Annotated in this window: 21 protein-coding genes and 1 tRNA gene; all 22 read right to left on the bottom strand. The window is 60.4% G+C overall.

The features are described from left to right. Positions 1-45 precede the first annotated feature (45 nt). The 22 genes from nuoL to ftsH all read right to left on the bottom strand — a co-directional run bounded on the left by nuoL (position 46) and on the right by ftsH (position 21,231). On the bottom strand, positions 46-2,061 hold the full coding sequence (gene nuoL, locus GH664_RS10670) for an NADH-quinone oxidoreductase subunit L (protein ID WP_153168048.1): 2,016 nt from the start codon (positions 2,059-2,061) through the stop codon (positions 46-48). 12 nt (positions 2,062-2,073) lie between these two features. After that, entirely contained in the window at positions 2,074-2,379 is a 306-nt protein-coding gene (nuoK, locus tag GH664_RS10665) for an NADH-quinone oxidoreductase subunit NuoK (protein WP_153168047.1), read from the bottom strand. A gap of 58 nt (positions 2,380-2,437) precedes the next feature. Next, positions 2,438-3,040 carry an NADH-quinone oxidoreductase subunit J gene (locus GH664_RS10660; protein WP_153168046.1) on the bottom strand — a complete coding sequence of 201 codons (603 nt, stop codon included), beginning with the start codon at positions 3,038-3,040 and terminating at the stop codon, positions 2,438-2,440. Positions 3,041-3,073: 33 nt separating this feature from the next. Then, on the bottom strand, positions 3,074-3,559 hold the full coding sequence (gene nuoI, locus GH664_RS10655; RefSeq protein WP_153168045.1) for an NADH-quinone oxidoreductase subunit NuoI: 486 nt from the start codon (positions 3,557-3,559) through the stop codon (positions 3,074-3,076). Between the two features lie 10 nt (positions 3,560-3,569). Further along, positions 3,570-4,619, bottom strand: a complete 1,050-nt coding sequence (gene nuoH / locus GH664_RS10650) for an NADH-quinone oxidoreductase subunit NuoH (RefSeq protein ID WP_153168044.1) — start codon at positions 4,617-4,619, stop codon at positions 3,570-3,572. Next, complete coding sequence (gene nuoG, locus GH664_RS10645) at positions 4,619-6,955, bottom strand: NADH-quinone oxidoreductase subunit NuoG (protein ID WP_153168043.1); 2,337 nt, start codon at positions 6,953-6,955, stop codon at positions 4,619-4,621. Before nuoG ends, nuoH begins: the two co-directional genes overlap by 1 nt. Beyond that, the gene (gene nuoF, locus GH664_RS10640) at positions 6,949-8,253 is read right to left on the bottom strand and encodes an NADH-quinone oxidoreductase subunit NuoF (protein ID WP_153168087.1); all 1,305 of its coding nucleotides are present in this window, start codon (positions 8,251-8,253) and stop codon (positions 6,949-6,951) included. The genes nuoG and nuoF overlap by 7 nt, the downstream gene beginning before the upstream one ends. Positions 8,254-8,264: 11 nt before the next feature. Then, positions 8,265-8,744, bottom strand: a complete 480-nt coding sequence (gene nuoE / locus GH664_RS10635) for an NADH-quinone oxidoreductase subunit NuoE (protein ID WP_153168042.1) — start codon at positions 8,742-8,744, stop codon at positions 8,265-8,267. Between the two features lie 54 nt (positions 8,745-8,798). Then, positions 8,799-10,052 carry an NADH-quinone oxidoreductase subunit D gene (locus tag GH664_RS10630; protein WP_153168041.1) on the bottom strand — a complete coding sequence of 418 codons (1,254 nt, stop codon included), beginning with the start codon at positions 10,050-10,052 and terminating at the stop codon, positions 8,799-8,801. Next, positions 10,045-10,650 carry an NADH-quinone oxidoreductase subunit C gene (locus GH664_RS10625; RefSeq protein WP_153168040.1) on the bottom strand — a complete coding sequence of 202 codons (606 nt, stop codon included), beginning with the start codon at positions 10,648-10,650 and terminating at the stop codon, positions 10,045-10,047. The genes GH664_RS10630 and GH664_RS10625 overlap by 8 nt, the downstream gene beginning before the upstream one ends. A gap of 15 nt (positions 10,651-10,665) precedes the next feature. Next, a complete protein-coding gene (locus GH664_RS10620; RefSeq protein WP_153168039.1) occupies positions 10,666-11,142 on the bottom strand; it encodes an NADH-quinone oxidoreductase subunit B family protein in 477 nt (158 codons plus the stop codon). Positions 11,143-11,145: 3 nt separating this feature from the next. Continuing rightward, positions 11,146-11,520, bottom strand: a complete 375-nt coding sequence (gene ndhC / locus GH664_RS10615) for an NADH-quinone oxidoreductase subunit A (protein ID WP_153168038.1) — start codon at positions 11,518-11,520, stop codon at positions 11,146-11,148. A 98-nt stretch (positions 11,521-11,618) separates the two neighbouring features. Further along, a tRNA-Leu gene (locus GH664_RS10610) sits at positions 11,619-11,703 on the bottom strand. A 67-nt stretch (positions 11,704-11,770) separates the two neighbouring features. Next, entirely contained in the window at positions 11,771-12,130 is a 360-nt protein-coding gene (gene secG, locus GH664_RS10605; protein ID WP_153168037.1) for a preprotein translocase subunit SecG, read from the bottom strand. Between the two features lie 33 nt (positions 12,131-12,163). Then, positions 12,164-12,898 (bottom strand): triose-phosphate isomerase, encoded by a 735-nt coding sequence (gene tpiA / locus GH664_RS10600; protein WP_153168036.1) that lies wholly within the window; start codon positions 12,896-12,898, stop codon positions 12,164-12,166. A 220-nt stretch (positions 12,899-13,118) separates the two neighbouring features. Then, entirely contained in the window at positions 13,119-13,883 is a 765-nt protein-coding gene (gene pstB / locus GH664_RS10595; protein ID WP_153168035.1) for a phosphate ABC transporter ATP-binding protein PstB, read from the bottom strand. Positions 13,884-13,929: 46 nt separating this feature from the next. Further along, positions 13,930-14,772, bottom strand: a complete 843-nt coding sequence (gene pstA / locus GH664_RS10590) for a phosphate ABC transporter permease PstA (protein ID WP_153168034.1) — start codon at positions 14,770-14,772, stop codon at positions 13,930-13,932. A gap of 9 nt (positions 14,773-14,781) precedes the next feature. After that, positions 14,782-15,840, bottom strand: coding sequence for a phosphate ABC transporter permease PstC (gene pstC / locus GH664_RS10585; protein ID WP_228111466.1), 1,059 nt, complete (start codon positions 15,838-15,840; stop codon positions 14,782-14,784). A gap of 9 nt (positions 15,841-15,849) precedes the next feature. Next, complete coding sequence (gene pstS, locus GH664_RS10580) at positions 15,850-16,899, bottom strand: phosphate ABC transporter substrate-binding protein PstS (protein ID WP_153168033.1); 1,050 nt, start codon at positions 16,897-16,899, stop codon at positions 15,850-15,852. Positions 16,900-17,066: 167 nt separating this feature from the next. Further along, positions 17,067-18,419, bottom strand: coding sequence for a phosphoglucosamine mutase (gene glmM, locus GH664_RS10575; protein ID WP_153168032.1), 1,353 nt, complete (start codon positions 18,417-18,419; stop codon positions 17,067-17,069). A 27-nt stretch (positions 18,420-18,446) separates the two neighbouring features. After that, a complete protein-coding gene (gene folP / locus GH664_RS10570; protein ID WP_153168031.1) occupies positions 18,447-19,268 on the bottom strand; it encodes a dihydropteroate synthase in 822 nt (273 codons plus the stop codon). Between the two features lie 70 nt (positions 19,269-19,338). After that, on the bottom strand, positions 19,339-21,231 hold the full coding sequence (ftsH, locus tag GH664_RS10565; protein ID WP_153168030.1) for an ATP-dependent zinc metalloprotease FtsH: 1,893 nt from the start codon (positions 21,229-21,231) through the stop codon (positions 19,339-19,341). Between the last annotated feature and the right edge of the window lie 20 nt (positions 21,232-21,251).

Here is a 21,251-nt window from a genome sequence, read left to right as displayed (position 1 = left end):
TCCATCTTGTTATCTGATTCGACTCGTGCGCGAATAACAGCCCGCTCAACCCCGATTGAACCAGAAGGTGAGCAGCACGAACACGCCAATGATCATCACGAACGCATACTGGTAGAGATGTCCCGTCTGAACCAGGCGCGAGATCTGCGCCACCCAGCCGACAAGCTTGGCCGTGCCATTCACTGCGACGCCATCGATGACCCCCTGATCACCGATTTTCCACAATCCACGTCCCAGCAAGCGCGAGCCACCAGCGAAGAAGATCTCGTTGAAGCGATCGAAGTAATACTTGTTGTCGAGCAGAACATACAACGGCTTGAAAGTGCGTTGGATGGCAGCCGGAATACCCGGCTTCACCATGTAGAAGAACCACGCCAGCGCCACCCCCGAAATCGCCAACCAGAACGGTGCCGTCTGCAGCCCGTGCAGAGCCATCGCCACGGGCCCATGGAAATGTTCCGCGAGTTCCTTGAGGCCAGCATGGTTCTCACCGACGAAGATCACTCCCTTGAACCACTCGCCGAACAGCATCGGCTCTATCGTCATGAAACCGATCACCACTGACGGAATCGCGAGAAGAATGAGTGGCAACGTCACGACCAGCGGGGACTCGTGCGGCTTCTGGCCCGGCGCGAGGCCGTGATGATGGTCCTCACTCGGCTCCTCGTCATCGTGATCGCCATGATGATCGTGATGCGCCTTGCCGAAGCGCTCCTCCCCGTGGAAGACGAGGAAATACATGCGGAAGGAATAGAACGCAGTGATGAAGACCCCTAGCATTACGCAGAAGAGCGCATAACCGGAGCCGGGAATATGTGACCCATGCACGGCTTCGATGATCGAATCCTTCGAGTAGAAACCCGAGAAGAACGGAAAGCCGATAAGCGCGAGCGAGCCGAGCAGTGACGTAATCCACGTGATCGGCATGTATTTGCGCAGGCCGCCCATGTTGCGCATGTCCTGATCATGGTGCATGCCGATGATCACCGAACCTGCACCGAGGAAAAGCAGCGCCTTGAAGAACGCGTGGGTCATCAAGTGGAACACCGCCGCCGAGTAAGCCGAGACGCCGAGCGCGACGGTCATGTAGCCGAGCTGAGACAGTGTCGAATACGCTACGACACGCTTGACGTCGTTCTGCACGATGCCCAGGAAACCCATGAAGAGCGCGGTTGTCGCACCGATCACCAGCACGAACGACAGCGCGGTATCGGACAGCTCGAACAGCGGGGACATACGCGCCACCATGAAGATGCCGGCCGTCACCATCGTTGCGGCATGAATCAGTGCGGAGATCGGGGTCGGACCCTCCATCGAATCCGGCAGCCAGACATGCAACGGAACCTGCGCAGACTTGCCCATCGCGCCGATGAAGAGGCAGATGCAGATCGCGGTGATGAGGGGCCACCCGGTCACCGCCATCTCCTGCGAGGCGAGTTCACCTGCCTTGGCAAAGACTTCGGCGTAATTCAGCGAACCCGCATACGCAGCAACAAGGCCGATACCGAGCAGGAACCCAAAGTCGCCCACACGATTGACCAGGAACGCCTTGAGGTTCGCGTAAATCGCTGTAGGCCGCTCGTACCAGAAGCCGATCAGGAGATAGGACACCAGACCCACCGCTTCCCAGCCGAAGAACAACTGCAGGAAGTTGTTCGACATCACCAGCATCAGCATCGAGAAGGTGAACAGCGAGATGTAGCTGAAGAAGCGCTGATAGCCTGGATCTTCCGACATATAACCAATCGTGTAGATGTGCACCATCAGGGACACGAATGTCACGACGAGCATCATCATCACTGTCAGCGAGTCGATCAGGAAACCGACCTCGAACTTGATCCCTCCGGCCATCATCCAGGTGTAAATGGTCCCGTTGAAGGTGTTGCCGGCTTGCACGTCCCTGAAAACGAAGACCGACGCGACGAACGCCACGGCCACGCCAAGGATGGTCGCGACGTGCGCCCCTGCGCGACCAATCGCCTTGCCGAAGAGACCAGCGAGGATCGCACCCGCCAGTGGCGCCAGGGGCACGAGGAGATAGAGCTTCTGCATGTCCGTCATCGCGACGCTTCCTTAACCCTTGAGGCTGTCCAGGTCATCCACATGGATGGTCCGCATGTTGCGGAACATAACGATCAAGATCGCCAGGCCGATCGCCGACTCGGCCGCCGCCACCGTGAGAATGAAGAAAACAAACACCTGTCCGGCGATGTCGCCGAGATAGTGCGAGAACGCAATGAAGTTCAGATTGACCGCGAGCAGCATCAGCTCGATGGCCATCAACAGCACGATCAGGTTCTTCCGGTTAAGGAAGATCCCGACCACGCTTATCGCGAACAGGATCGCGCCCAGAATGAGGTAATGGGAAAGCGCAAGCATCTATGACTCCCTGGTCGCGCCGGCAAGTCCCCGACGCGGTTCTTGTTCGCGGATCGTTTTATTCTTTCTCGGCCGCCATCTTGACCAACTCGACGCGACCCTCCCGCCTGACGGCGACCTGCTCGGCCGGGTCGATGTACTTCACACCCCTGCGCTTCCGCAATGTCAAGGCAACGGCCGCCACCATCGCCACGAGCAGAACCAGCGAAGCCAGTTCAAAGGGATAGACGTAGTCCGTATAGAGGACGCGCCCGAGTTCACGCGTGTTGCTGAAACCTGCCTGCGCTGCAGGCGGCGCCGGCATGGCATCCAGTCCGAAATAGCGTCCGCCAAGCACCATCACCATCTCGATCAGCATCAACACGCCGACCAGCGCGCCCACCGGCAGGTAGCTCCAGAAACCCTCGCGTATCCGATCGAGATTGATGTCGAGCATCATCACGACGAAGAGGAAGAGCACCATCACCGCGCCAACGTAGACCATCACCAACGTGATGGCCAGGAATTCCGCCTGCAGAAGCAGCCAGATGCCGCCCGCGTTGAAGAACGTCAGCACGAGGAACAACGCGGCATGCACCGGGTTGCGCACAGTGATGACCCTCAATGCCGCAACCACCATGATTACGGCAAGAAAGTAGAAGACGAAGGTCTTGAATTCCATATTGGTGACTCGCAGCGCCGAAGCGCTCTCCGTTTAACGGTACTTCGCGTCCTGCTCGCGGTCTGCTGCAATCTGCGCTTCATAGCGGTCACCGACAGCAAGCAGCATCTGCTTCGTGTAGTACAGATCGCCACGTTCTTCGCCGTGGTATTCAAACACTCGAGTCTCCACGATTGCATCGACCGGGCAGGCTTCTTCACAGAAACCGCAGAAGATGCATTTCGTCAAATCGATGTCATAGCGGCTGGTACGCCGCGAACCGTCGTCTCGCTGCTCCGATTCGATCGTGATCGCCATGGCGGGACAGATCGCTTCACAAAGCTTGCAGGCGATGCAGCGTTCTTCCCCGTTGGGATATCGCCGAAGCGCGTGCAGGCCACGGAACCGGTTGCTCTGCGGCGTCTTTTCCTCGGGAAACTGGACGGTGATCTTGCGCTGGAAGAAATGCCTACCCGTCAGCGCCATCCCCTTCACGAGTTCCTTGAGGAACAGGCTACCGATCAAATCCTTGCCACCCATGCTCAAATCCTCACTTCCAGATCGAAAGCGGCGACATCATCCACACCGCAACCACGAACACCCAGATCAGGGTGACGGGAATGAACACCTTCCAGCCGAGGCGCATGATCTGGTCGTAGCGGAAGCGGGGGAAGGTGGCGCGCGCCCAGAGGAACACGAACAATATCAGCGCCGTCTTGAGCGCCAACCAGTGAAAGCCATCAGGCAAGAAACCGAACGGAGACAACCACCCTCCCAGGAACAGCACGGAGGTAAGGATGGAGACCAGGATCATGTTCGCGTATTCGGCGAGGAAGAACAGCGCGAAGGTCATGCCCGAATATTCGACCATGTGGCCCGCAACCACCTCGGCTTCGCCTTCCACCACGTCGAACGGGGCACGGTTCGTCTCTGCGATGCCAGAGATCAGATAGACGACAAACATCGGCAACAACGGCAACCAGTTCCACGACAAGAACGACAGCCCCATCTCATGGAAACGTCCCTGCCCTTGCGAATGCACGATGTCAGTCAGGTTGAGACTGGCCGAAATCAGCAGCACGCAAATCAGGGCGAAACCCATCGACACTTCGTACGACACCATCTGCGCAGCCGCCCGCATGGACCCAAGGAACGGATACTTCGAGTTCGATGCCCAGCCGGCGATGATCACGCCGTACACCTCCATCGAGGTGATCGCCAGTAGCAACAACAGACCGGCATTCACGTTTGCGAGCACCAGGCCTTCGCTGAACGGGACCACCGACCAAGCCGCCAACGCAGGGGCGATAGCGAGAATCGGGCCAAGGATGAACAAACCCTTGTTCGATCCGCTCGGAACGATGATTTCCTTCAGCAGCAGTTTCACGCCGTCGGCGATTGGCTGAAGCAGACCCATCGGACCCACGCGATTGGGGCCGATCCGAACCTGCATGTAACCGATCACCTTGCGCTCAGCGAGCGTGAGATAAGCCACCGCCCCCATCAGCGGGGCGACGATCGCAACGATCTTGATCAGCGTCCATACGGCTGGCCAGGACGGGCCGAAGAGGTCGGCCACCGGTTGCAGCATTGCTTGCATCAGACACGCTCCACGGAGAGTATGCCGCTCAGCGGCCCGAGTGCCGCCGTCGCGGCATGTGCCGCAGCGATTCGGACACAGCCCGGTGCCACGCCTTCGTCAGCCACCGCGACGATCTCGATCTGCCCCGCCCCTTTGACGCGAACCCGCTCGCCGGACGACACGCCCACGCCCGCCAGCGTCGCGCTCGCCATCCGCGCAACCGGCGCGCCAGCGTCGCGGGTCTTCTGCAACGCGGGCGCACGACGCACCAGAGGATCGGCGAAATAGATGGGCACGTCGGCGACCCGTTCGAAACCGCTCGAACCCGCCTTGATTCCAGGTGCTGCGGCTAGATCAAGAGCATTGTCCAGACGCTCACCACACCCGGAATCCAGTGCTTCCGCACGCACCGACTCGGAATCGGCCTGGTCGAATCCGTCGGCCTGCAGGAGGTTACCGAGCACACGCAGCACCTTCCACGCAGGGCGGGTCTCGCCCAGGGGACGAGCGACAGCGTTGAAACTCTGCACTCGGCCCTCAGCGCTCACGAACGTCCCGGATGTCTCGCTGAACGGCGCAATCGGCAACATTACGTCTGCCACCTCGCGCAGCGAAGGGGAATTGAACGCAGACATGGCGACGACCAACTGCGCGGACCCCAGAGCATTCATCGCGGCGACGGCGTTCGAGTGATCGAGATCCGGCTCAAGCCCGAGCAAGACGTAAGCCTTGCGCGGCTGCTCCACCATCGTGCGCGAATTCAGTCCGCGAGGTCCTGGAACGGCGCCTGCAAGATAGCCGCCCACGCTGTTGGCAGCTTCTCCGACGGTGCCGGCCACACCGCCGGTAAGGCGGGCAATCTCCTGAGCGAGCAGCTCAAGGTGCGAAGCCTGTTCATGCTGTGACGCGAGGTTGCCGAGCCAGACCGCAACCTTGGCCCCACTCGCGAGACTCCTCGCAATGGCAGCGGCCTCGTCCGACGCCGTGCTCGGTAGCAAGGGACGCACGCTGTCCGACGCTTCGAGCGCCTTCTCGTGAGTCAGCGCGAATACGATCTGGGCAAGCATCGGCACCATTTGGGACGGCGAGACAAGCGCACGGTTTGCAACCGGAATCAACCATTCCTCGGCGTTCGGTCCGACTGCGCTAACCTTCAGTCCCCGCTTGGCAGCCTGGCGAACGCGCTGGGCAAGCAGCGGCGCGTCCTTACGCAGGAAACTCCCCACGACCAACAGCCGCTCAAGTTCGCTGACCGCCGCAACGGGCATGCCCAACCAGGGCACCCCTTTGCGCGCGCCATCCGCACTGAAGTCGGTCTGACGCAGGCGGAAGTCCACATTGTCGGAACCCAGCGCACGAACCAGCTTCTGAAGAAGGTACAGTTCCTCGACCGTCGAATGCGGGGAGGCAAGCGCTCCGAGTTCCGAAGGTCCGAAATCACGCACGACGTCGCGCAAGCCGGTGGCGACGAACTCGAGCGCACGCTGCCAATCGACAGGCTTCCACTCGCCGCCCTGCTTCACCATCGGCTGCGTGAGCCGATCTTCACCGTTCAATGCCTCGTAAGAGAAGCGATCCTTGTCGGATAGCCAGCACTCATTGACGTCCTCGTTCTCCAGCGGGAGCACGCGCTTGACGACGTCATGTTTAGTCTGGACGATGAGGTTGGAGCCCAGCGAATCGTGCGGGCTGATGGATTTGCGCCGAGACAGCTCCCACGTGCGCGCGGCAAAGCGAAAGGGCTTTGACGTCAGCGCACCAACGGGGCACAGATCGATGATGTTCCCGGAAAGCTCCGAATCGACTGTCTTTTCGATGAACGGCATGATCTCCGCATGCTCGCCGCGAAAAGCCTGTCCGAGTTCCATCTCGCCAGCGATCTCTGCAGTGAAACGTACACAGCGCGTGCAGTTGATGCAACGCGTCATGTCGGTCGACACCAGCGAGCCGAGGTTCTTGTTGAAAACGACGCGCTTCTCCTCTTGATACCGCGATGCTGTTGCGCCGTAACCCACAGCGAGATCCTGCAACTGACATTCGCCCCCCTGATCGCAGATGGGGCAATCCAGAGGATGGTTGATCAGGAGGAACTCCATCACACCCTTCTGTGCCTTCACCGCCTGTTCGGAATGCGTCCACACCTTCATTCCGTTGGTCACCGGCGTGGCGCAGGCTGGAAGCGGCTTGGGCGCCTTCTCCACCTGCACCAGGCACATGCGACAGTTGGCCGCGATGGACAGCTTCTTGTGGTAGCAGAAGTGCGGAATGTACGCACCTGCAGCCGACGCAGCATCCATGACGGTGCTGCCGTCCCGGACCTGGACCTGCTTGCCGTCGATTTCGATCTCTAGCATGACGGGCTCACGTAGATTTGACTTCCCGCGTGCTGCACTTCTGGCGGCACGAGGCATTTCTTGTTTTCGATGTGGTATTCGAACTCTGACCCGAAGTGCTTGACGAAACTCTGCACCGGCATGGAAGCGGCATCACCCAGTGCGCATATGGTGCGTCCCATGATGTTCGCCGTCACCGAATTCAGCAGATCGAGGTCATCCGGCCGGCCCAGACCATGCTCGATCCGATGCACGACGCGGTAGAGCCATCCCGTGCCCTCACGACAGGGTGTGCACTGACCGCACGATTCCTCGAAGTAGAAATACGAGAGACGCTCGAGCGACTTCACCATGCAGGTCGTCTCGTCCATGACGATGACGGCGCCAGAGCCAAGCATCGATCCCGCCTTGGAGATCGAGTCATAGTCCATCGTGCAATCCATCATGACTTGGCCCGGCAAGACCGGAGCTGAAGATCCCCCCGGAATCACGGCCTTGATCTTGCGGCCGCCGCGCATTCCACCCGCCATCTCGAGCAGTTCCGCGAACGGCGTGCCCAGGGGGATTTCGTAGTTGCCGGGACGATTCACGTGGCCGGACACCGAAAAAAGCTTCATCCCGCCGTTGTTCGGCTTGCCGAGATTCAGGAACGCCTCGCCACCCATGTTCATGATGAACGGGACGGAGGCGAAAGTCTCGGTGTTGTTGATGGTGGTCGGCTTTCCGTAGAGGCCGTAACTGGCGGGGAAAGGCGGCTTGAATCGCGGCTGTCCTTTCTTGCCCTCGATGGACTCGAGTAGTGCCGTCTCCTCACCACAGATGTATGCGCCGTAGCCGTGATGGGCAAAAAGCTCGAAGGAAAAGTCGGAGCCAAGAATATTCTGTCCGATGAACCCCGCGGCGCGGGCTTCGTCCAGAGCCTCTTCGAATCGCTTATACACCTCGAAGACTTCGCCGTGGATGTAGTTGTATCCACGCGCCGCGCCCATCGCATAAGCTGCGATCGCCATGCCCTCGATGACAGAATGCGGGTTGTAGCGAAGGATGTCGCGGTCCTTGAAGGTGCCTGGCTCGCCCTCATCCGAGTTGCAGGCGAGATACTTGTCGCCCGGGAAGGCACGAGGCATGAAGCTCCACTTCAGACCGGTCGGAAACCCTGCGCCCCCCCTTCCGCGAAGTACCGACGCCTTGAGCTCGGCGATGATCGCGTCCTGCGAGATCTTCTCGCTGAGAATCTTGCGCAGCGCGGAGTAGCCCCCCCGCGCAACGTAGTCCTGGAGCCGCCAGGTGCGGTCGCCGTCGCAGCCGGCGAGGATCATTCCTTGCGTGCTCATTTCTTGTCCAGTTCGGCGAGCAGTTGGTCGATCTTCTCGGTGGTCATCCAGCTGCACATATGGTGATTGTTCACCAGCAGCACCGGAGCATCGCCGCAGGCTCCCATGCACTCACCCTCCTTCAGCGTGAACTTGCCATCCGGCGTGGTCTCGTTGAAATCGATCCCAAGCTTGTGCTTGACATAGTCTGCGGCGTGAACTCCGCCAGAAAGCGCACAGGGAAGATTGGTGCATACAGTGATCTTGTGCCGACCCACCGGCTCAAGATCGTACATGTTGTAGAAGCTAGCGACTTCATAGGCTGCTATCGCGGGCATGCCGAGATAACTGGCGACGAACTCGATCACGTCCTTGCGAAGCCAACCTTTTTCGACCTGCGCGATACGCAGGGCGGCCATGACGGCAGACTGCTTCTGGTCCGCCGGATATTTCGCAACTTCGCGATCGATCTGTTGCAGCGATTCCTGACTCAGCATTTCGTTTTCGTCTTCCGGGTTGCCGGCTGAAAATGGATTGTTTTCGGAATTCGCCTATCGGTCGATTTCGCCGAACACGACATCCATCGTGCCGATGATTGCAACAACGTCAGCGATCATGTGCCCCCTCGCGATTTCATCCATGGCCGCGAGGTGCGCGTAGCCAGGCGCACGGAGCTTGAGTCGATATGGCTTGTTCGCGCCATCGGACACCGCGTACACGCCGAACTCCCCTTTCGGATGCTCGACGGCCGCATAAACTTCACCCTTGGGCACATGCATACCCTCGGTGAACAGCTTGAAGTGATGGATCAACTCTTCCATGTTCGACTTCATCTGTTCGCGTGGCGGCGGAGCGATTTTGTGATTGTCCGTGATTACCGGCCCGGGATTCTTACGCAACCAGTCGATGCACTGCTTGATGATCCGGTTGGATTGACGCATCTCTTCCATGCGGCAGAGATATCGGTCGTAACAATCACCGTTCTTGCCGACCGGAATGTCGAAATCCACACGATCATAGACTTCATAGGGCTGCTTCTTGCGCAAGTCCCAGGCGACACCAGAGCCGCGAAGCATCGCCCCACTGAACCCCCACGCAAGTGCCTGCTCAGGCGAAACCACGCCGATACCCACCGTACGCTGCTTCCAGATCCGGTTATCGGTCAGCAGCGTCTCGTACTCATCGCAGTAGGTGGGGAAGCGGTTGGTGAAGTCTTCGAGAAAATCGAGCAACGAACCCGAACGTGACGCGTTAAGCTCGGAAACGGTCTTGGCATTGCGGAACTTGTTGACTTCGTATTGCGGCATGCGATCGGGAAGGTCGCGATACACCCCGCCGGGCCGATAATATGCAGCATGCAGGCGCGCACCGGACACGGCCTCATACGCGTCCATGAGATCTTCCCGCTCACGGAAGGTGTAGAGCACCATCGTCATCGCGCCGATATCCAGCGCGTGCGTACCGATGTTGAGCAGGTGGTTGAGAATCCGCGTGATCTCGTCAAACATCACTCGGATATATTGCGCGCGCAGCGGCACTTCGACGCCAAGCAGGCGTTCGATTGCCATGCAGTAGGCGTGCTCGTTGCACATCATCGACACGTAGTCGAGGCGGTCCATATAGGGAACCGATTGCACCCAGGTCCGCGTCTCGGCAAGTTTTTCGGTGCCACGATGGAGCAGCCCGATATGCGGATCTGCACGTTCGACGACTTCACCATCCAGCTCCAGAACCAGCCGGAGCACGCCGTGAGCTGATGGGTGCTGCGGACCGAAGTTGATGGTGTAGTTACGAATTTCAGCCATGGCCGACATCCCCGTAGTTGTCCTCACGCACGATGCGGGGCGTGTTCTCCCGCGGCTCGATCGTGACTGGCTGATAAACAACCCTTCCCTGCTCCGGGTCGTAACGCATTTCCACGTAGCCCGAAACTGGAAAATCCTTGCGGAACGGATGACCGACAAAACCGTAGTCGGTCAGGATACGGCGCAGATCGGGATGGCCGGAATACATGATGCCGTAGAGATCAAACGACTCGCGTTCGTACCAGTTTGCGCTGGGCCAGATCTCGACTACGGAGTCGACGACGGGAAAATCGTCATCGTCAGCAAACACCTTCAGACGGAGACGCCAGTTGTGTCGGACGGACAACAGGTGCCCCGTGGACGCGAAGCGACGACCGGTCCACGCGCCATTTCCGTAGGCCGAATAGTCGACTCCGGAAATATCCATCAATTCCTCGAAATGCAGATCAGCATGATCGCGCAATGCACGGGCGACCCCGAGATAATCGCTGGCGGAGACTTCGATGGTGACTTCGCCAAGATCTGTGGTCAGCGACTTCAGCTTCTCGCCGAGCACATCTTTCAAAGTCTGAATCAGGCGTTCAAGCTTTTGACTCATTTGAGGACACACCTGTCAGCGCGCAATCGTATTGGTGCGCTTGATCTTGTTCTGCAACTGAATGATGCCGTACAGCAGTGCTTCGGCGGTCGGCGGACAGCCCGGCACATAGACATCGACCGGAACGATACGGTCACACCCGCGCACCACGGAATAGGAATAATGATAGTAACCGCCGCCGTTTGCGCACGACCCCATCGAGATCACCCACCGCGGCTCCGACATCTGGTCATACACCTTGCGCAGCGCGGGAGCCATCTTGTTGCAAAGGGTTCCAGCGACAATCATGAGGTCAGACTGTCGAGGACTCGGCCGGAACACGACGCCAAATCGGTCCAGGTCATAGCGCGAACAGCCCGCGTGGATCATCTCGACCGCGCAACATGCGAGACCGAAAGTCATCGGCCACAGCGAACCGGTGCGCGTCCAGTTGATGACCGCATCCAGAGAGGTCGTGACGAACCCCTCGCGAAAGACGCCCTCAATGCTCATGCGTTACTCCCAGTCGAGCGCGCCGTTTTTCCACTCGACGATGTAGCCGATTACCAGAATGGTCAGAAAGACCAAGACGGAGCCGAAGACGAACATTGCATGCTGCCCGGCCGCAATGAATTCTTGAAATACCGTCGCCCACGGAAAGAGAAAGGCGATTTCAAGATCGAAGAGAATGAACAGGATTGCGATGAGGTAATAACGAACGTCGAACTTCATCCGCGCATCTTCGAATGCCTCGAAACCGCATTCATACGGAGAGTTCTTTTCGCTATCAGGCCGGTAGGGGGCAATGAGACGCCCGAGAAGAACCGGAACAACGCCGACACCGAGACCAACGAGAATGAACATCAAAACGGGAAAATAGTTTTCCAGCATGGCTCATTGACCCCCAATGATTAGCGACTTTACGTCACATTATTTTTTTGCGCTGCGCTGCGTGGAAACGCCCGCTTTCGCGGGCGCCATCCAAGATCTGGTGCCGACGGTGAGACTCGAACTCACACGGCTTTCGCCACTACCCCCTCAAGATAGCGTGTCTACCAATTTCACCACGTCGGCTTCAACATTCGATTAAGCGCGTGAATTATACGACGATTTGCGCGGTGCGCCAACAGTTCGGCAGCCCTTACTTGGGGATCGCCTGCGCCTTCGAGTCGTCCGAAGACGCTGCGGGCACAGGCGGAGCAACGTCCTGCGCGGGCTGCGCCGGAACCGCCTGCATGACGCTGGCAGGCGCCGCCGTCCTGTTGCTGGCGAGATAGCTCAAACCCAGGCTGGTGAGAAAAAACACGGTCGCGAGCACGGCAGTGGTGCGGCTCAGGAAGTTCGCAGACCCCGAGGAACCGAACAGGCTCCCGGATGCGCCGCTGCCGAACGCCGCACCCATGTCGGCTCCCTTGCCATGCTGAACCAGCACCAGACCGATCACACCAAGGCCGACGAGAATGTGCACCGAGAGAACAATGGAAAAAGCGAGATTTGTCATTGCCAACCTTCAGAAGAAAAGAGGTACGCTCATTCAGCGATGCGCGGCTGCACGACAGATGGCCATGAAGTCATCCGCGACGAGGGAGGCCCCACCGACGAGGGCACCATCGACGTGCTGAATGGCGAAGAGTTCTGCTGCGTTCTGCGGCTTCACGCTGCCGCCATAGAGGATGCGAAGAGTCCCGGCGTCGACACCCCTCGTTGCGAGCCAGGCTCGGATGGCCCCATGTACGCCGGCGACCTGTTCGGCGGACGCTGACCGGCCGGCGCCGATGGCCCATACGGGCTCGTACGCAAGAACGATTCGCGCCATTGCGGCAACGCCCAGGACTTCAAGGACCGCCGAAAGCTGAGCGCCAATCACGTCCATCACGCGCCCGGCATCACGCTCAGCGAGGGTCTCGCCCACGCAAACGATGGGCGTCACCCCCGCCGCAAGTGCCGCCGCAGCCTTGCGCGCCACCGTCGCATTGTCTTCATGAAACAGCGCGCGTCGCTCCGAGTGCCCCACGATCACGAAAGTGCAGTCGAAATCCCGCAGCATCGCAGCACTGACTTCGCCGGTGTATGCACCCGCTGGAAATTCGCTCACATCCTGGGCGCCCAAGGCGATGGATGGCGTGCGTTGTTGAGCCTGGGAGAGATAGGGGTACGGCACGCAGACCAGCATGTCGACCCCGGAAACAGGCGTGAATGCATCCAGGAGCAGGCGATTCGACGCCAGTCCCCCGTTCATCTTCCAGTTTCCGGCAACCAGTTTGTCCACGAAAGCGTCCGCACCCTGAGCGTTAAACCGCGGAATTATAGGGGTTCGTGGCCCCACCCGCAATTCGATCGACTGGCGCGCTCGAGCAGATCGGTCGCGATGCAGGTGGAGAGGGCGACTGCCTCCTTGGGAGCCGCCAACATTGAACCGCTACGCGGACGGATGGCTTGGCGCCCATGCAAGACTGGACACCCGCCGCGAGGCGGCCCACCCAGGTCGCTCAGCCAAAGCGCCCGGTGATGTAATCCTCGGTCGCCTTCTTCTTCGGTTTGAGGAAGAGTTCGTCGGTAAGGCCGAACTCCACCATCTCGCCGAGATACATGTAGGCGGTGTAGTCCGAGATGCGAGCGGCCTGTTGCATGTTGTGAGTCACGATGACGATCGTGAACTCCTTCTTGAGTTCGTCGACCAGTTCCTCGATACGGGACGTGGAGATCGGATCCAGCGCCGAAGTCGGCTCGTCGAGGAGAATCACTTCGGGCTTCACTGCAATGCCTCGCGCAATGCACAGGCGCTGCTGCTGCCCACCGGACAGGCTCATCCCGCTCTGATTGAGTTTGTCCTTCACTTCATCCCACAGCGCGGCCTTGCGCAGGGCCCATTCGACCCGTTCGTCCATCTGACTGACGGAAAGCTTCTCGTGCAGCCTGACCCCGAAGGCGATGTTCTCGTAAATCGACATCGGAAACGGTGTCGGCTTCTGGAACACCATGCCGATCTTGGCACGGAGCACGCTCACGTCCACACCAGCATCGAGCAGATTCCGCCCGTCGAACAACAACTGGCCCTCGGCACGCTGCTCGGGGTACAGGTCGTACATGCGATTGATGGTGCGCAGCAAGGTCGACTTGCCACAGCCCGAAGGGCCGATGAACGCAGTCACCTTGTGCCGAGCCATCTTGAAGTTGATGTTCTTCAGCGCATGGAACTTGCCGTAATAAAAATTGAAATCCTTGAATTCGATCTGCGCGTCAGTGATTTCCATATTCACTCCGGATTGCGACCACGAAGCGGACCGCAATCCCTACTCATCAGTTGATCTTTTCAGCCCGGAGGAAGACGCGGGCGACGACGTTCAGGGCGAGCACGCCGAGCGTGATCAGGAAAACACCTGCCCATGCAAGCTGCTGCCAGTTGCTGAACGGGCTCATTGCGAACTTGAAGATCGTCACCGGCAGGTTCGCCATCGGCTCGTTCATGTCGAGCGACCAGAACTGGTTCGACAACGCGGTGAACAGCAGGGGAGCAGTCTCACCGGCGATGCGCGCAACAGCGAGCAGCACGCCAGTGACCACCCCCGAGCGGGCCGCGCGGAGCGTCACCTTCGAAATGACCACGCTCTTGGGCGCACCAAGTGCGAACGCGGCCTCACGTAGCGTGTTCGGAATCAGTTGCAGCATGTTCTCGGTGGTGCGCACCACGACCGGCAGCACGATCAGCGCCAGAGCGATGACGCCCGCCCATGCCGAGAACTTGCCCGTCTGCGCCACCACAGCGGCATAGACAAAGAGACCGATGACGATGGAAGGAGCCGACAAGAGCAGGTCGTTGATGAACCGGGTCAGCTTCCCGAGGACAGTGAAGCGTCCATATTCCGCAAGATAGATTCCGGCAATGATACCGACCGGCGTACCGATCAAGGTTGCCAGGCCCACCAGGATCAGGCTCCCGACGATCGCATTCGACAGGCCACCGACCTCATCGCCCGGCGGCGGCGTCATTTGCGTCAGAAGACTGAGCGACAGCCCGGACAGACCCAGTTCGAAAACCGTCCACAGGATCCATGCAAGCCAGAACAGGCCGAACAACATTGCCGATAACGACAGCGTCAGCGCCACCTTGTTGGTCAGCTTGCGCCTTGTCAGAAGATTCATGACACCCCCTCAGCTCTTCGCGCCTTCGCTCTTGGCGAGACGAAGCAGCAGGAGTTTCGACACGACGAGAACAGCGAGCGTAATCGCGAACAGAATCAGGCCCAGTTCCATCAGCGACGCAGAGTGGAGACCGGGGTCCGCTTCGGCGAACTCGTTGGCCAGCGCGGAAGTGATGCTGTTGCCCGGTGCAAAGAGCGAGGCAGTGTTCAGGAAGTTCGTGTTGCCGATGACGAAGGTCACCGCCATCGTCTCGCCGAGCGCTCGCCCCAGACCCAGCATCACGCCACCGATTACCCCTGTCCGCGTGTAAGGAAGCACGACGTTCCACATCACTTCCCACGTGGTACATCCGACACCGTAGGCCGACTCCTTCAGCATGGGCGGTGTCACTTCAAATACATCACGCATGACCGAAGCGATGTAGGGAATGATCATGATTGCGAGGATGATCCCTGCTGCCAGCAGGCCGATGCCAAGCGGCGCGCCCTCGAAAAGTAGGCCGACGAGTGGCAACTTGCCCAGCGTCGCCTGCAAGGCGGGCTGGACATATTTTGCGAAGATCGGAGCGAAGACGAGCAAGCCCCACATCCCGTAAACAATGCTTGGAATGGCTGCAAGCAACTCGATCGCCGTGCCGAGAGGACGGCGCAACCACACGGGCGACAACTCGGTCAGGAACAAGGCGATCCCGAAGCTGATCGGAACAGCGATAAGCAGCGCAATGATCGAGGTGACGATGGTCCCGTATATGGGGATGAGCGCACCGAATTTCTCCATCGGCGGATTCCAGTCCGTCGAGAACAGGAAACCGATGCCGAAGGCCTGCAGGCTTGGCCACGACGCATAAGTCAACGCAACGATGATGCCGGCGAGCAAGACCAGCGTCAGCACGGCAAACGATCGTGCGGTCCCGGCGAAGAGAGCATCGCTCAACCGCTTGAACCGAGACACCGCGAATTGATTCTGTCCCATTGTCACACCCGACAGCACGGCCTCAACGTCGCCGTCCGCGGAAAGTTGGCGGCCGGAAACCGCAACGGTTCCCGGCTGCTGTTCTGGCTGAGCCACTGAAAGATCTTACTTGGCTGAACGGACAGCCTTACCCGACGCATCCTTGATCTGCGCCCAGGACGACTCGATCAGCTTCACCGTCGCATCAGGCAGCGGCACGTAGTCGAGCTCTTCCGCCATCTTGTCGCCATGCGCGTAGACCCAGTCGAAGAACTTGAGCACATTCGCGCCCTGCTCCGGCTTGTCCTGCACCTGATGCATCAGGATGAAGGTCGCGCTTGTGATCGGCCACGATGCCTTGCCCGGCTGGTTCGTGAGGATCTCGTAGAAAGCAGATTTGCTCCAGTCTGCACCGGACGATGCCGCCGCGAACGCATCATCGCTCGGGGCAACGAACTGACCGTCCTTGTTCTGGAGCAGCGCGTGAGCCAGCTTGTTCTGCTTGGCGTAGGCATATTCGACGTACCCGATGGCGCCGGGCAGGCGCTGGACAAAGGCGGAGACTCCCTCGTTGCCCTTGCCACCGAGCCCGACCGGCCACTGCACCGCCGAGCCTTCACCGATCTTCTCCTTCCAGTCGGCTGACACCTTCGAGAGGTAGTTGGTGAATACGAAAGTCGTGCCAGAACCGTCGGCACGACGCACGACCCCGATCGGCTGATCAGGAAGCGACAACCCAGGGTTCAGGTCCGCGATCGCCTTGTCGTTCCACTTCGCGATCTTGCCCTGATAGATCCCGGCAAGCACCGGCCCCGTGAGCTTGAGCTCACCGGCCTTGATGCCCGGCAGATTGACGACGGGCACAACGCCCCCGATCACCGTCGGAAACTGCTGCAGACCGGCCTTGCTGAGTTCCTCCGGTTTGAGAGGCATGTCTGATGCACCAAAATCGACCGTCTTCGCCGTGATCTGACGAATGCCGCCGCTCGAGCCGATCGACTGGTAATTCACCTTGCCGCCTGTGGCCTTCTGGTACGCATCGGCCCACTTTGCATAGATCGGTGCCGGGAAGGAAGCGCCAGCCCCGGTAATGTCGGCAGCCTGTGCCTGAAGGGAAAACAGGACGGAGCAAACGGATGCGAGGGCAAACTTCTTCGAGATCGAGAAACGCTGCATGACTACCTCTGCTTTGGAAACCGAGTTCGCACTGTAACAAAGCCATATTACAGCCACGTTTCATGTCATGAAGCGCAGTCCGCGCATACCATCGCGAAAACCTGCATGTGCCTGCCCCTGACTACCCGACGCCTTGCAGCCTCGCACCCGGGCCAAATTCCGACCAATCAGGCAACGGCCTCCTGCACGGCCTCTGCAATCTGGCGTGCCAGGCGCTCGACCAGATCCCCGTCGCGCCCTTCGACCATCACCCGCAACAGCGGCTCCGTGCCCGACGGCCGAAGCAGCACCCTGCCCTCATTCCCGAGTGCTGCATCGGCGTGCGCCTGAGCAGCAGCAATGCCCTGATCTGCACGCCAGTCGAACCCCGCCGGGAGCCGCACATTCACAAGTTTCTGCGGATAGAAGGTCAGGTCCGAACAAGCCTCGGCCAGGGTTCGCCCGTGCTGCTTGAGTGCCGCCAGGACCTGTAGCGCCGACACGATGCCATCGCCGGTCGAGTGCCTGTCAAGACAGATGATGTGGCCGGAATTTTCGCCGCCGAGCTTCCAGCCGCGCTCATGCAGCATCTCGAGCACGTAGCGATCGCCCACCTTGGCGCGGGCGAACGGTACCCCGAGGCGCCCGATCGCATGCTCGAAGCCCAGATTGCTCATCAATGTCCCGATGACGCCGTCCAGCCGCCCTTCCGCCTTGCGCGCCGCAGCAATCACATAAATGAGCTTGTCACCGTCGTATACCTCGCCGCTCCGGTCCACCATGATCAGGCGGTCACCGTCACCGTCGAGTGCAATACCGATGTCGGCACCGTTGGCCAGCACCGCCTGACGCAGGAACTCCGGTCGGGTCGCACCCACCCCGTCATTGATGTTGAGCCCGTTCGGCTCCACACCCACGGCGACGACGTCGGCGCCGAGTTCGTGGAAGACCCGAGGCGCAATGTGATACGCCGCCCCATGGGCACAGTCCAGCGCCAGGCGCAGCCCGCGCAGATCCATTTCGTTCGGGAACGTGCTCTTGCAGAATTCGATGTAACGCCCGGCCGCGTCGTCGATACGCCGGGCGCGCCCAAGCTGGGCCGAGTCTGCGCAGCCCATCGCCCTATCCAGGCGCTCCTCGATCTCGGCTTCCATCGCGTCAGGAAGTTTTGCTCCGCCTGCCGAGAAAAATTTTATCCCATTATCATAAAACGGGTTGTGCGACGCAGAGATCACGACTCCGGCCTGCAGCCGCAATGCCCGCGTCAGGTAGGCCACCGCGGGAGTAGGGATCGGACCGGCCAGCATCACATCCACGCCGGCCGCAGCAAAGCCGGCTTCGAGCGAAGCCTCCAGCAAATAGCCGGAGATGCGCGTGTCCTTGCCGATGAGCACCGCCGGGCGCTCGCCAGCCGGCAGCTTCTCGCGCGCGACGAGCGTCACGCCCGCCGCATAGCCAAGGCGCATCACGAAATCAGGGGTGATCGGGGCCTCACCGACACGCCCCCTCACCCCATCCGTACCAAAATACTTGCGACCCATTGCGTGTCCCGAGCTTGAAAAGCCGAATTATGACACCGCTTGCCAGACCCGAAGTGCGTCACGGGTCGCGCCCACGTCATGCACCCGAACGATGGCCGCGCCGCGCTGAACCGCAATGAGCGCCGCCACCACACTGGCGACTTGGCGCTGCTCGACCGGCCTGCCCGTCACGGTCCCCAGCATGGCCTTGCGCGACAAGCCCGCCAACACCGGCAGACCGTCGCGGCAAAAACGGGAGAGATCGCGCAACAACGTGAAGTTGTGCTCGACCGTCTTGCCAAAGCCAAAGCCCGGGTCGAGGACGATGCGGTCGTGCGCCACACCAGCCGCTTGCAGTGCCCGAACTCGGCCGTCCAGGTAAGCTGCAACGTCCTCGACAACATCGGCGTACTGCGGATTACGCTGCATGGTGCGCGGCTCGCCCTGCATGTGCATCACGCACAGCCCCACCGTACTGTCCACCACCGCTTCGATCGCACCCTCGGCGTTGAAGGCATTGATATCGTTGATCATGTCTGCCCCGGCGGCGATGGCGGCCCGCATCACCGCGGGCTTGAGCGTATCGATGGACAGTGGCACCTGCAGGCTGCGCAGACGCTCGACGCATCGCACCACCCGCTCCAGTTCCTGCGCCTCCGGCACGGGATCCGAACCCGGGCGTGAGGACTCCGCACCGATGTCCAGCATGTCGGCCCCCTCCTCGAGTGCCATTTCCGCCCGCTGCATCATCCGGTCGAGATCGCCATGCGTGCCATCGCCGGTGAAGGAGTCGTCAGTCAGGTTTACGATCGCCATCAGTTTCGGCTGTGCGAGATCCAGCACGAAACGTCCGCATTGAAGTGTGCTCATTTCTTGTTCCCGTAAAAGAAATGGGCCGGTGACCCGGCCCATGCAAAGTTTGTCGCCGCCGGGCGCAGAATCACGCCGCCGGCGCAGGCGCGGTCGGTGCGGCGCCCGGGGAGTCGTCCTTGGAGCGGCTCACCGGCGCCGACGCGGGCTTGGGCGCCCGCGGCGGGCGGCCTTCCATGATGTCGTTGATCTGATCGGCGTCGATCGTCTCCCACTCGAGCAGGGCGCGCGTCATCGCTTCGACCTTGTCCCGATTCTCCTCAAGCAGGCGGCGCGCGAGCGCGTATTGCTGATCGATGATGCGTCTGATCTCCGCATCCACCTTCTGCATCGTGGCCTCGGAGACGTTGCGGTGCGTCGTCACCTGGCGGCCAAGGAAGATCTCGCCTTCCTCCTCCCCATAGACCATTGGCCCAAGGTTGTCCGACATACCCCATTGGGTGACCATGCGCCGCGCCAGATCGGTGGCGCGCTGGAAATCGTTCGACGCCCCGGTCGTCATCTGCTGCATGAAGAGCTCTTCGGCGATTCGGCCACCAAAAAGCACCGTGATCGTCTGCAACAGGCGCTCGCGATCCTGACTGTACCGATCCTCGGTGGGCAACTGCATGGTGACGCCCAGCGCACGGCCACGCGGAATGATCGTGACCTTGTGCACCGGATCGGTCTTGTCGAGCAGGCGCGCCACCACGGCGTGACCCGACTCGTGGAAGGCGGTGTTACGACGCTCCTCCTCCGGCATCACTACCGAACGGCGCTCGGCGCCCATCATGATCTTGTCCTTGGCGCGCTCGAAGTCCTCCATGTCGACGAGACGCTTGTTGGCGCGCGCCGCAAAGAGCGCCGCCTCATTCACAAGGTTGGCCAGGTCGGCACCGGCAAACCCGGGCGTGCCGCGCGCCAGCACCTGAGGATCGACGTCGGGGGCGATCGGCACCTTGCGCATGTGAACCTTGAGGATCTGCTCGCGGCCGCGGATGTCGGGCAACGCAACAACCACCTGGCGGTCGAAGCGCCCCGGACGCAGCAGCGCCGGATCGAGAACGTCGGGGCGGTTCGTCGCCGCGATGACGATGACACCCGTCTGGCCTTCGAAGCCATCCATTTCCACCAGCAACTGGTTCAGCGTCTGTTCGCGCTCGTCGTTACCCCCACCGAGTCCCGCGCCACGCTGACGGCCCACCGCATCGATCTCGTCGATGAAGATGATGCAGGGCGCATGCTTTTTGGCCTGCTCGAACATGTCGCGCACACGCGCCGCACCCACGCCGACAAACATCTCGACAAAGTCGGAGCCCGAGATGGAAAAGAACGGAACCTTCGCCTCGCCGGCGATCGCCTTCGCAAGCAAGGTCTTGCCCGTACCAGGCGAGCCCACCATGAGCACACCCTTGGGGATGCGCCCGCCGAGCTTCTGGAACTTCGACGGATCACGCAGGAACTCGACGAGTTCGAAGACTTCCTCCTTGGCCTCGTCGCAACCCGCCACGTCGGCAAAGGTGACCGAGTTCGCGGATTCGTCCAGCATCCGCGCCTTGCTCTTGCCGAACGAGAACGCGCCGCCTTTGCCGCCACCCTGCATCTGACGCATGAAGAAGACCCACACGCCGATCAGAAGAAGCATCGGGAACCACGACACGAAAATGTTGGCGAGGAAGGATTGCTCTTCCTCCGGCTTGCTGGCATTCACCGAGACGCCGTAGCGCATCAGGTCCGACACCATCCAGATATCCTGCACGCCCGGCGTGTAGACCGTGATCGAACGGCCTTCCTGCGTCGTCGCCTTCAGCACGCGACCATCCACAGTCGCCTTGGCGATCCGCCCCGCCTTGGCTTCCTCCATGAACTGCGAGTACTCCATCGTGTTGGGCGGCGTCTGGCGGGCGTTGAACTGGTTGAACACGGTCATCAGCACGACGCCGATGACCATCCAGATCGCGAGATTCTTCACAAGATTGTTCAAAGCACTCTACCCCAGGAGCC

Source organism: Thauera sp. 2A1 (assembly GCF_009469595.2).
Lineage (GTDB): Bacteria > Pseudomonadota > Gammaproteobacteria > Burkholderiales > Rhodocyclaceae > Thauera.
This window is presented reverse-complemented; position numbering and strand designations above follow the sequence as displayed.

Excerpts from the sequence above, each read along its gene's own strand:
- nuoH (WP_153168044.1), bottom strand. The coding sequence starts at position 4,619 with ATGCAAGCAATGCTGCAACCGGTGGCCGACCTCTTCGGCCCGTCCTGG.
- pstS (WP_153168033.1), bottom strand. The coding sequence starts at position 16,899 with ATGCAGCGTTTCTCGATCTCGAAGAAGTTTGCCCTCGCATCCGTTTGC.
- ndhC (WP_153168038.1), bottom strand. The coding sequence starts at position 11,520 with ATGCTGGAAAACTATTTTCCCGTTTTGATGTTCATTCTCGTTGGTCTC.
- pstB (WP_153168035.1), bottom strand. The coding sequence starts at position 13,883 with ATGGAAATCACTGACGCGCAGATCGAATTCAAGGATTTCAATTTTTAT.
- GH664_RS10625 (WP_153168040.1), bottom strand. The coding sequence starts at position 10,650 with ATGAGTCAAAAGCTTGAACGCCTGATTCAGACTTTGAAAGATGTGCTC.
- GH664_RS10660 (WP_153168046.1), bottom strand. The coding sequence starts at position 3,040 with ATGGAATTCAAGACCTTCGTCTTCTACTTTCTTGCCGTAATCATGGTG.
- glmM (WP_153168032.1), bottom strand. The coding sequence starts at position 18,419 with ATGGGTCGCAAGTATTTTGGTACGGATGGGGTGAGGGGGCGTGTCGGT.
- nuoK (WP_153168047.1), bottom strand. The coding sequence starts at position 2,379 with ATGCTTGCGCTTTCCCATTACCTCATTCTGGGCGCGATCCTGTTCGCG.
- nuoF (WP_153168087.1), bottom strand. The coding sequence starts at position 8,253 with ATGATCCTCGCCGGCTGCGACGGCGACCGCACCTGGCGGCTCCAGGAC.
- GH664_RS10630 (WP_153168041.1), bottom strand. The coding sequence starts at position 10,052 with ATGGCTGAAATTCGTAACTACACCATCAACTTCGGTCCGCAGCACCCA.
- pstA (WP_153168034.1), bottom strand. The coding sequence starts at position 14,772 with ATGAATCTTCTGACAAGGCGCAAGCTGACCAACAAGGTGGCGCTGACG.
- nuoG (WP_153168043.1), bottom strand. The coding sequence starts at position 6,955 with ATGCTAGAGATCGAAATCGACGGCAAGCAGGTCCAGGTCCGGGACGGC.
- nuoE (WP_153168042.1), bottom strand. The coding sequence starts at position 8,744 with ATGCTGAGTCAGGAATCGCTGCAACAGATCGATCGCGAAGTTGCGAAA.
- folP (WP_153168031.1), bottom strand. The coding sequence starts at position 19,268 with ATGAGCACACTTCAATGCGGACGTTTCGTGCTGGATCTCGCACAGCCG.
- GH664_RS10620 (WP_153168039.1), bottom strand. The coding sequence starts at position 11,142 with ATGAGCATTGAGGGCGTCTTTCGCGAGGGGTTCGTCACGACCTCTCTG.
- secG (WP_153168037.1), bottom strand. The coding sequence starts at position 12,130 with ATGACAAATCTCGCTTTTTCCATTGTTCTCTCGGTGCACATTCTCGTC.
- nuoI (WP_153168045.1), bottom strand. The coding sequence starts at position 3,559 with ATGGGTGGCAAGGATTTGATCGGTAGCCTGTTCCTCAAGGAACTCGTG.
- nuoL (WP_153168048.1), bottom strand. The coding sequence starts at position 2,061 with ATGACGGACATGCAGAAGCTCTATCTCCTCGTGCCCCTGGCGCCACTG.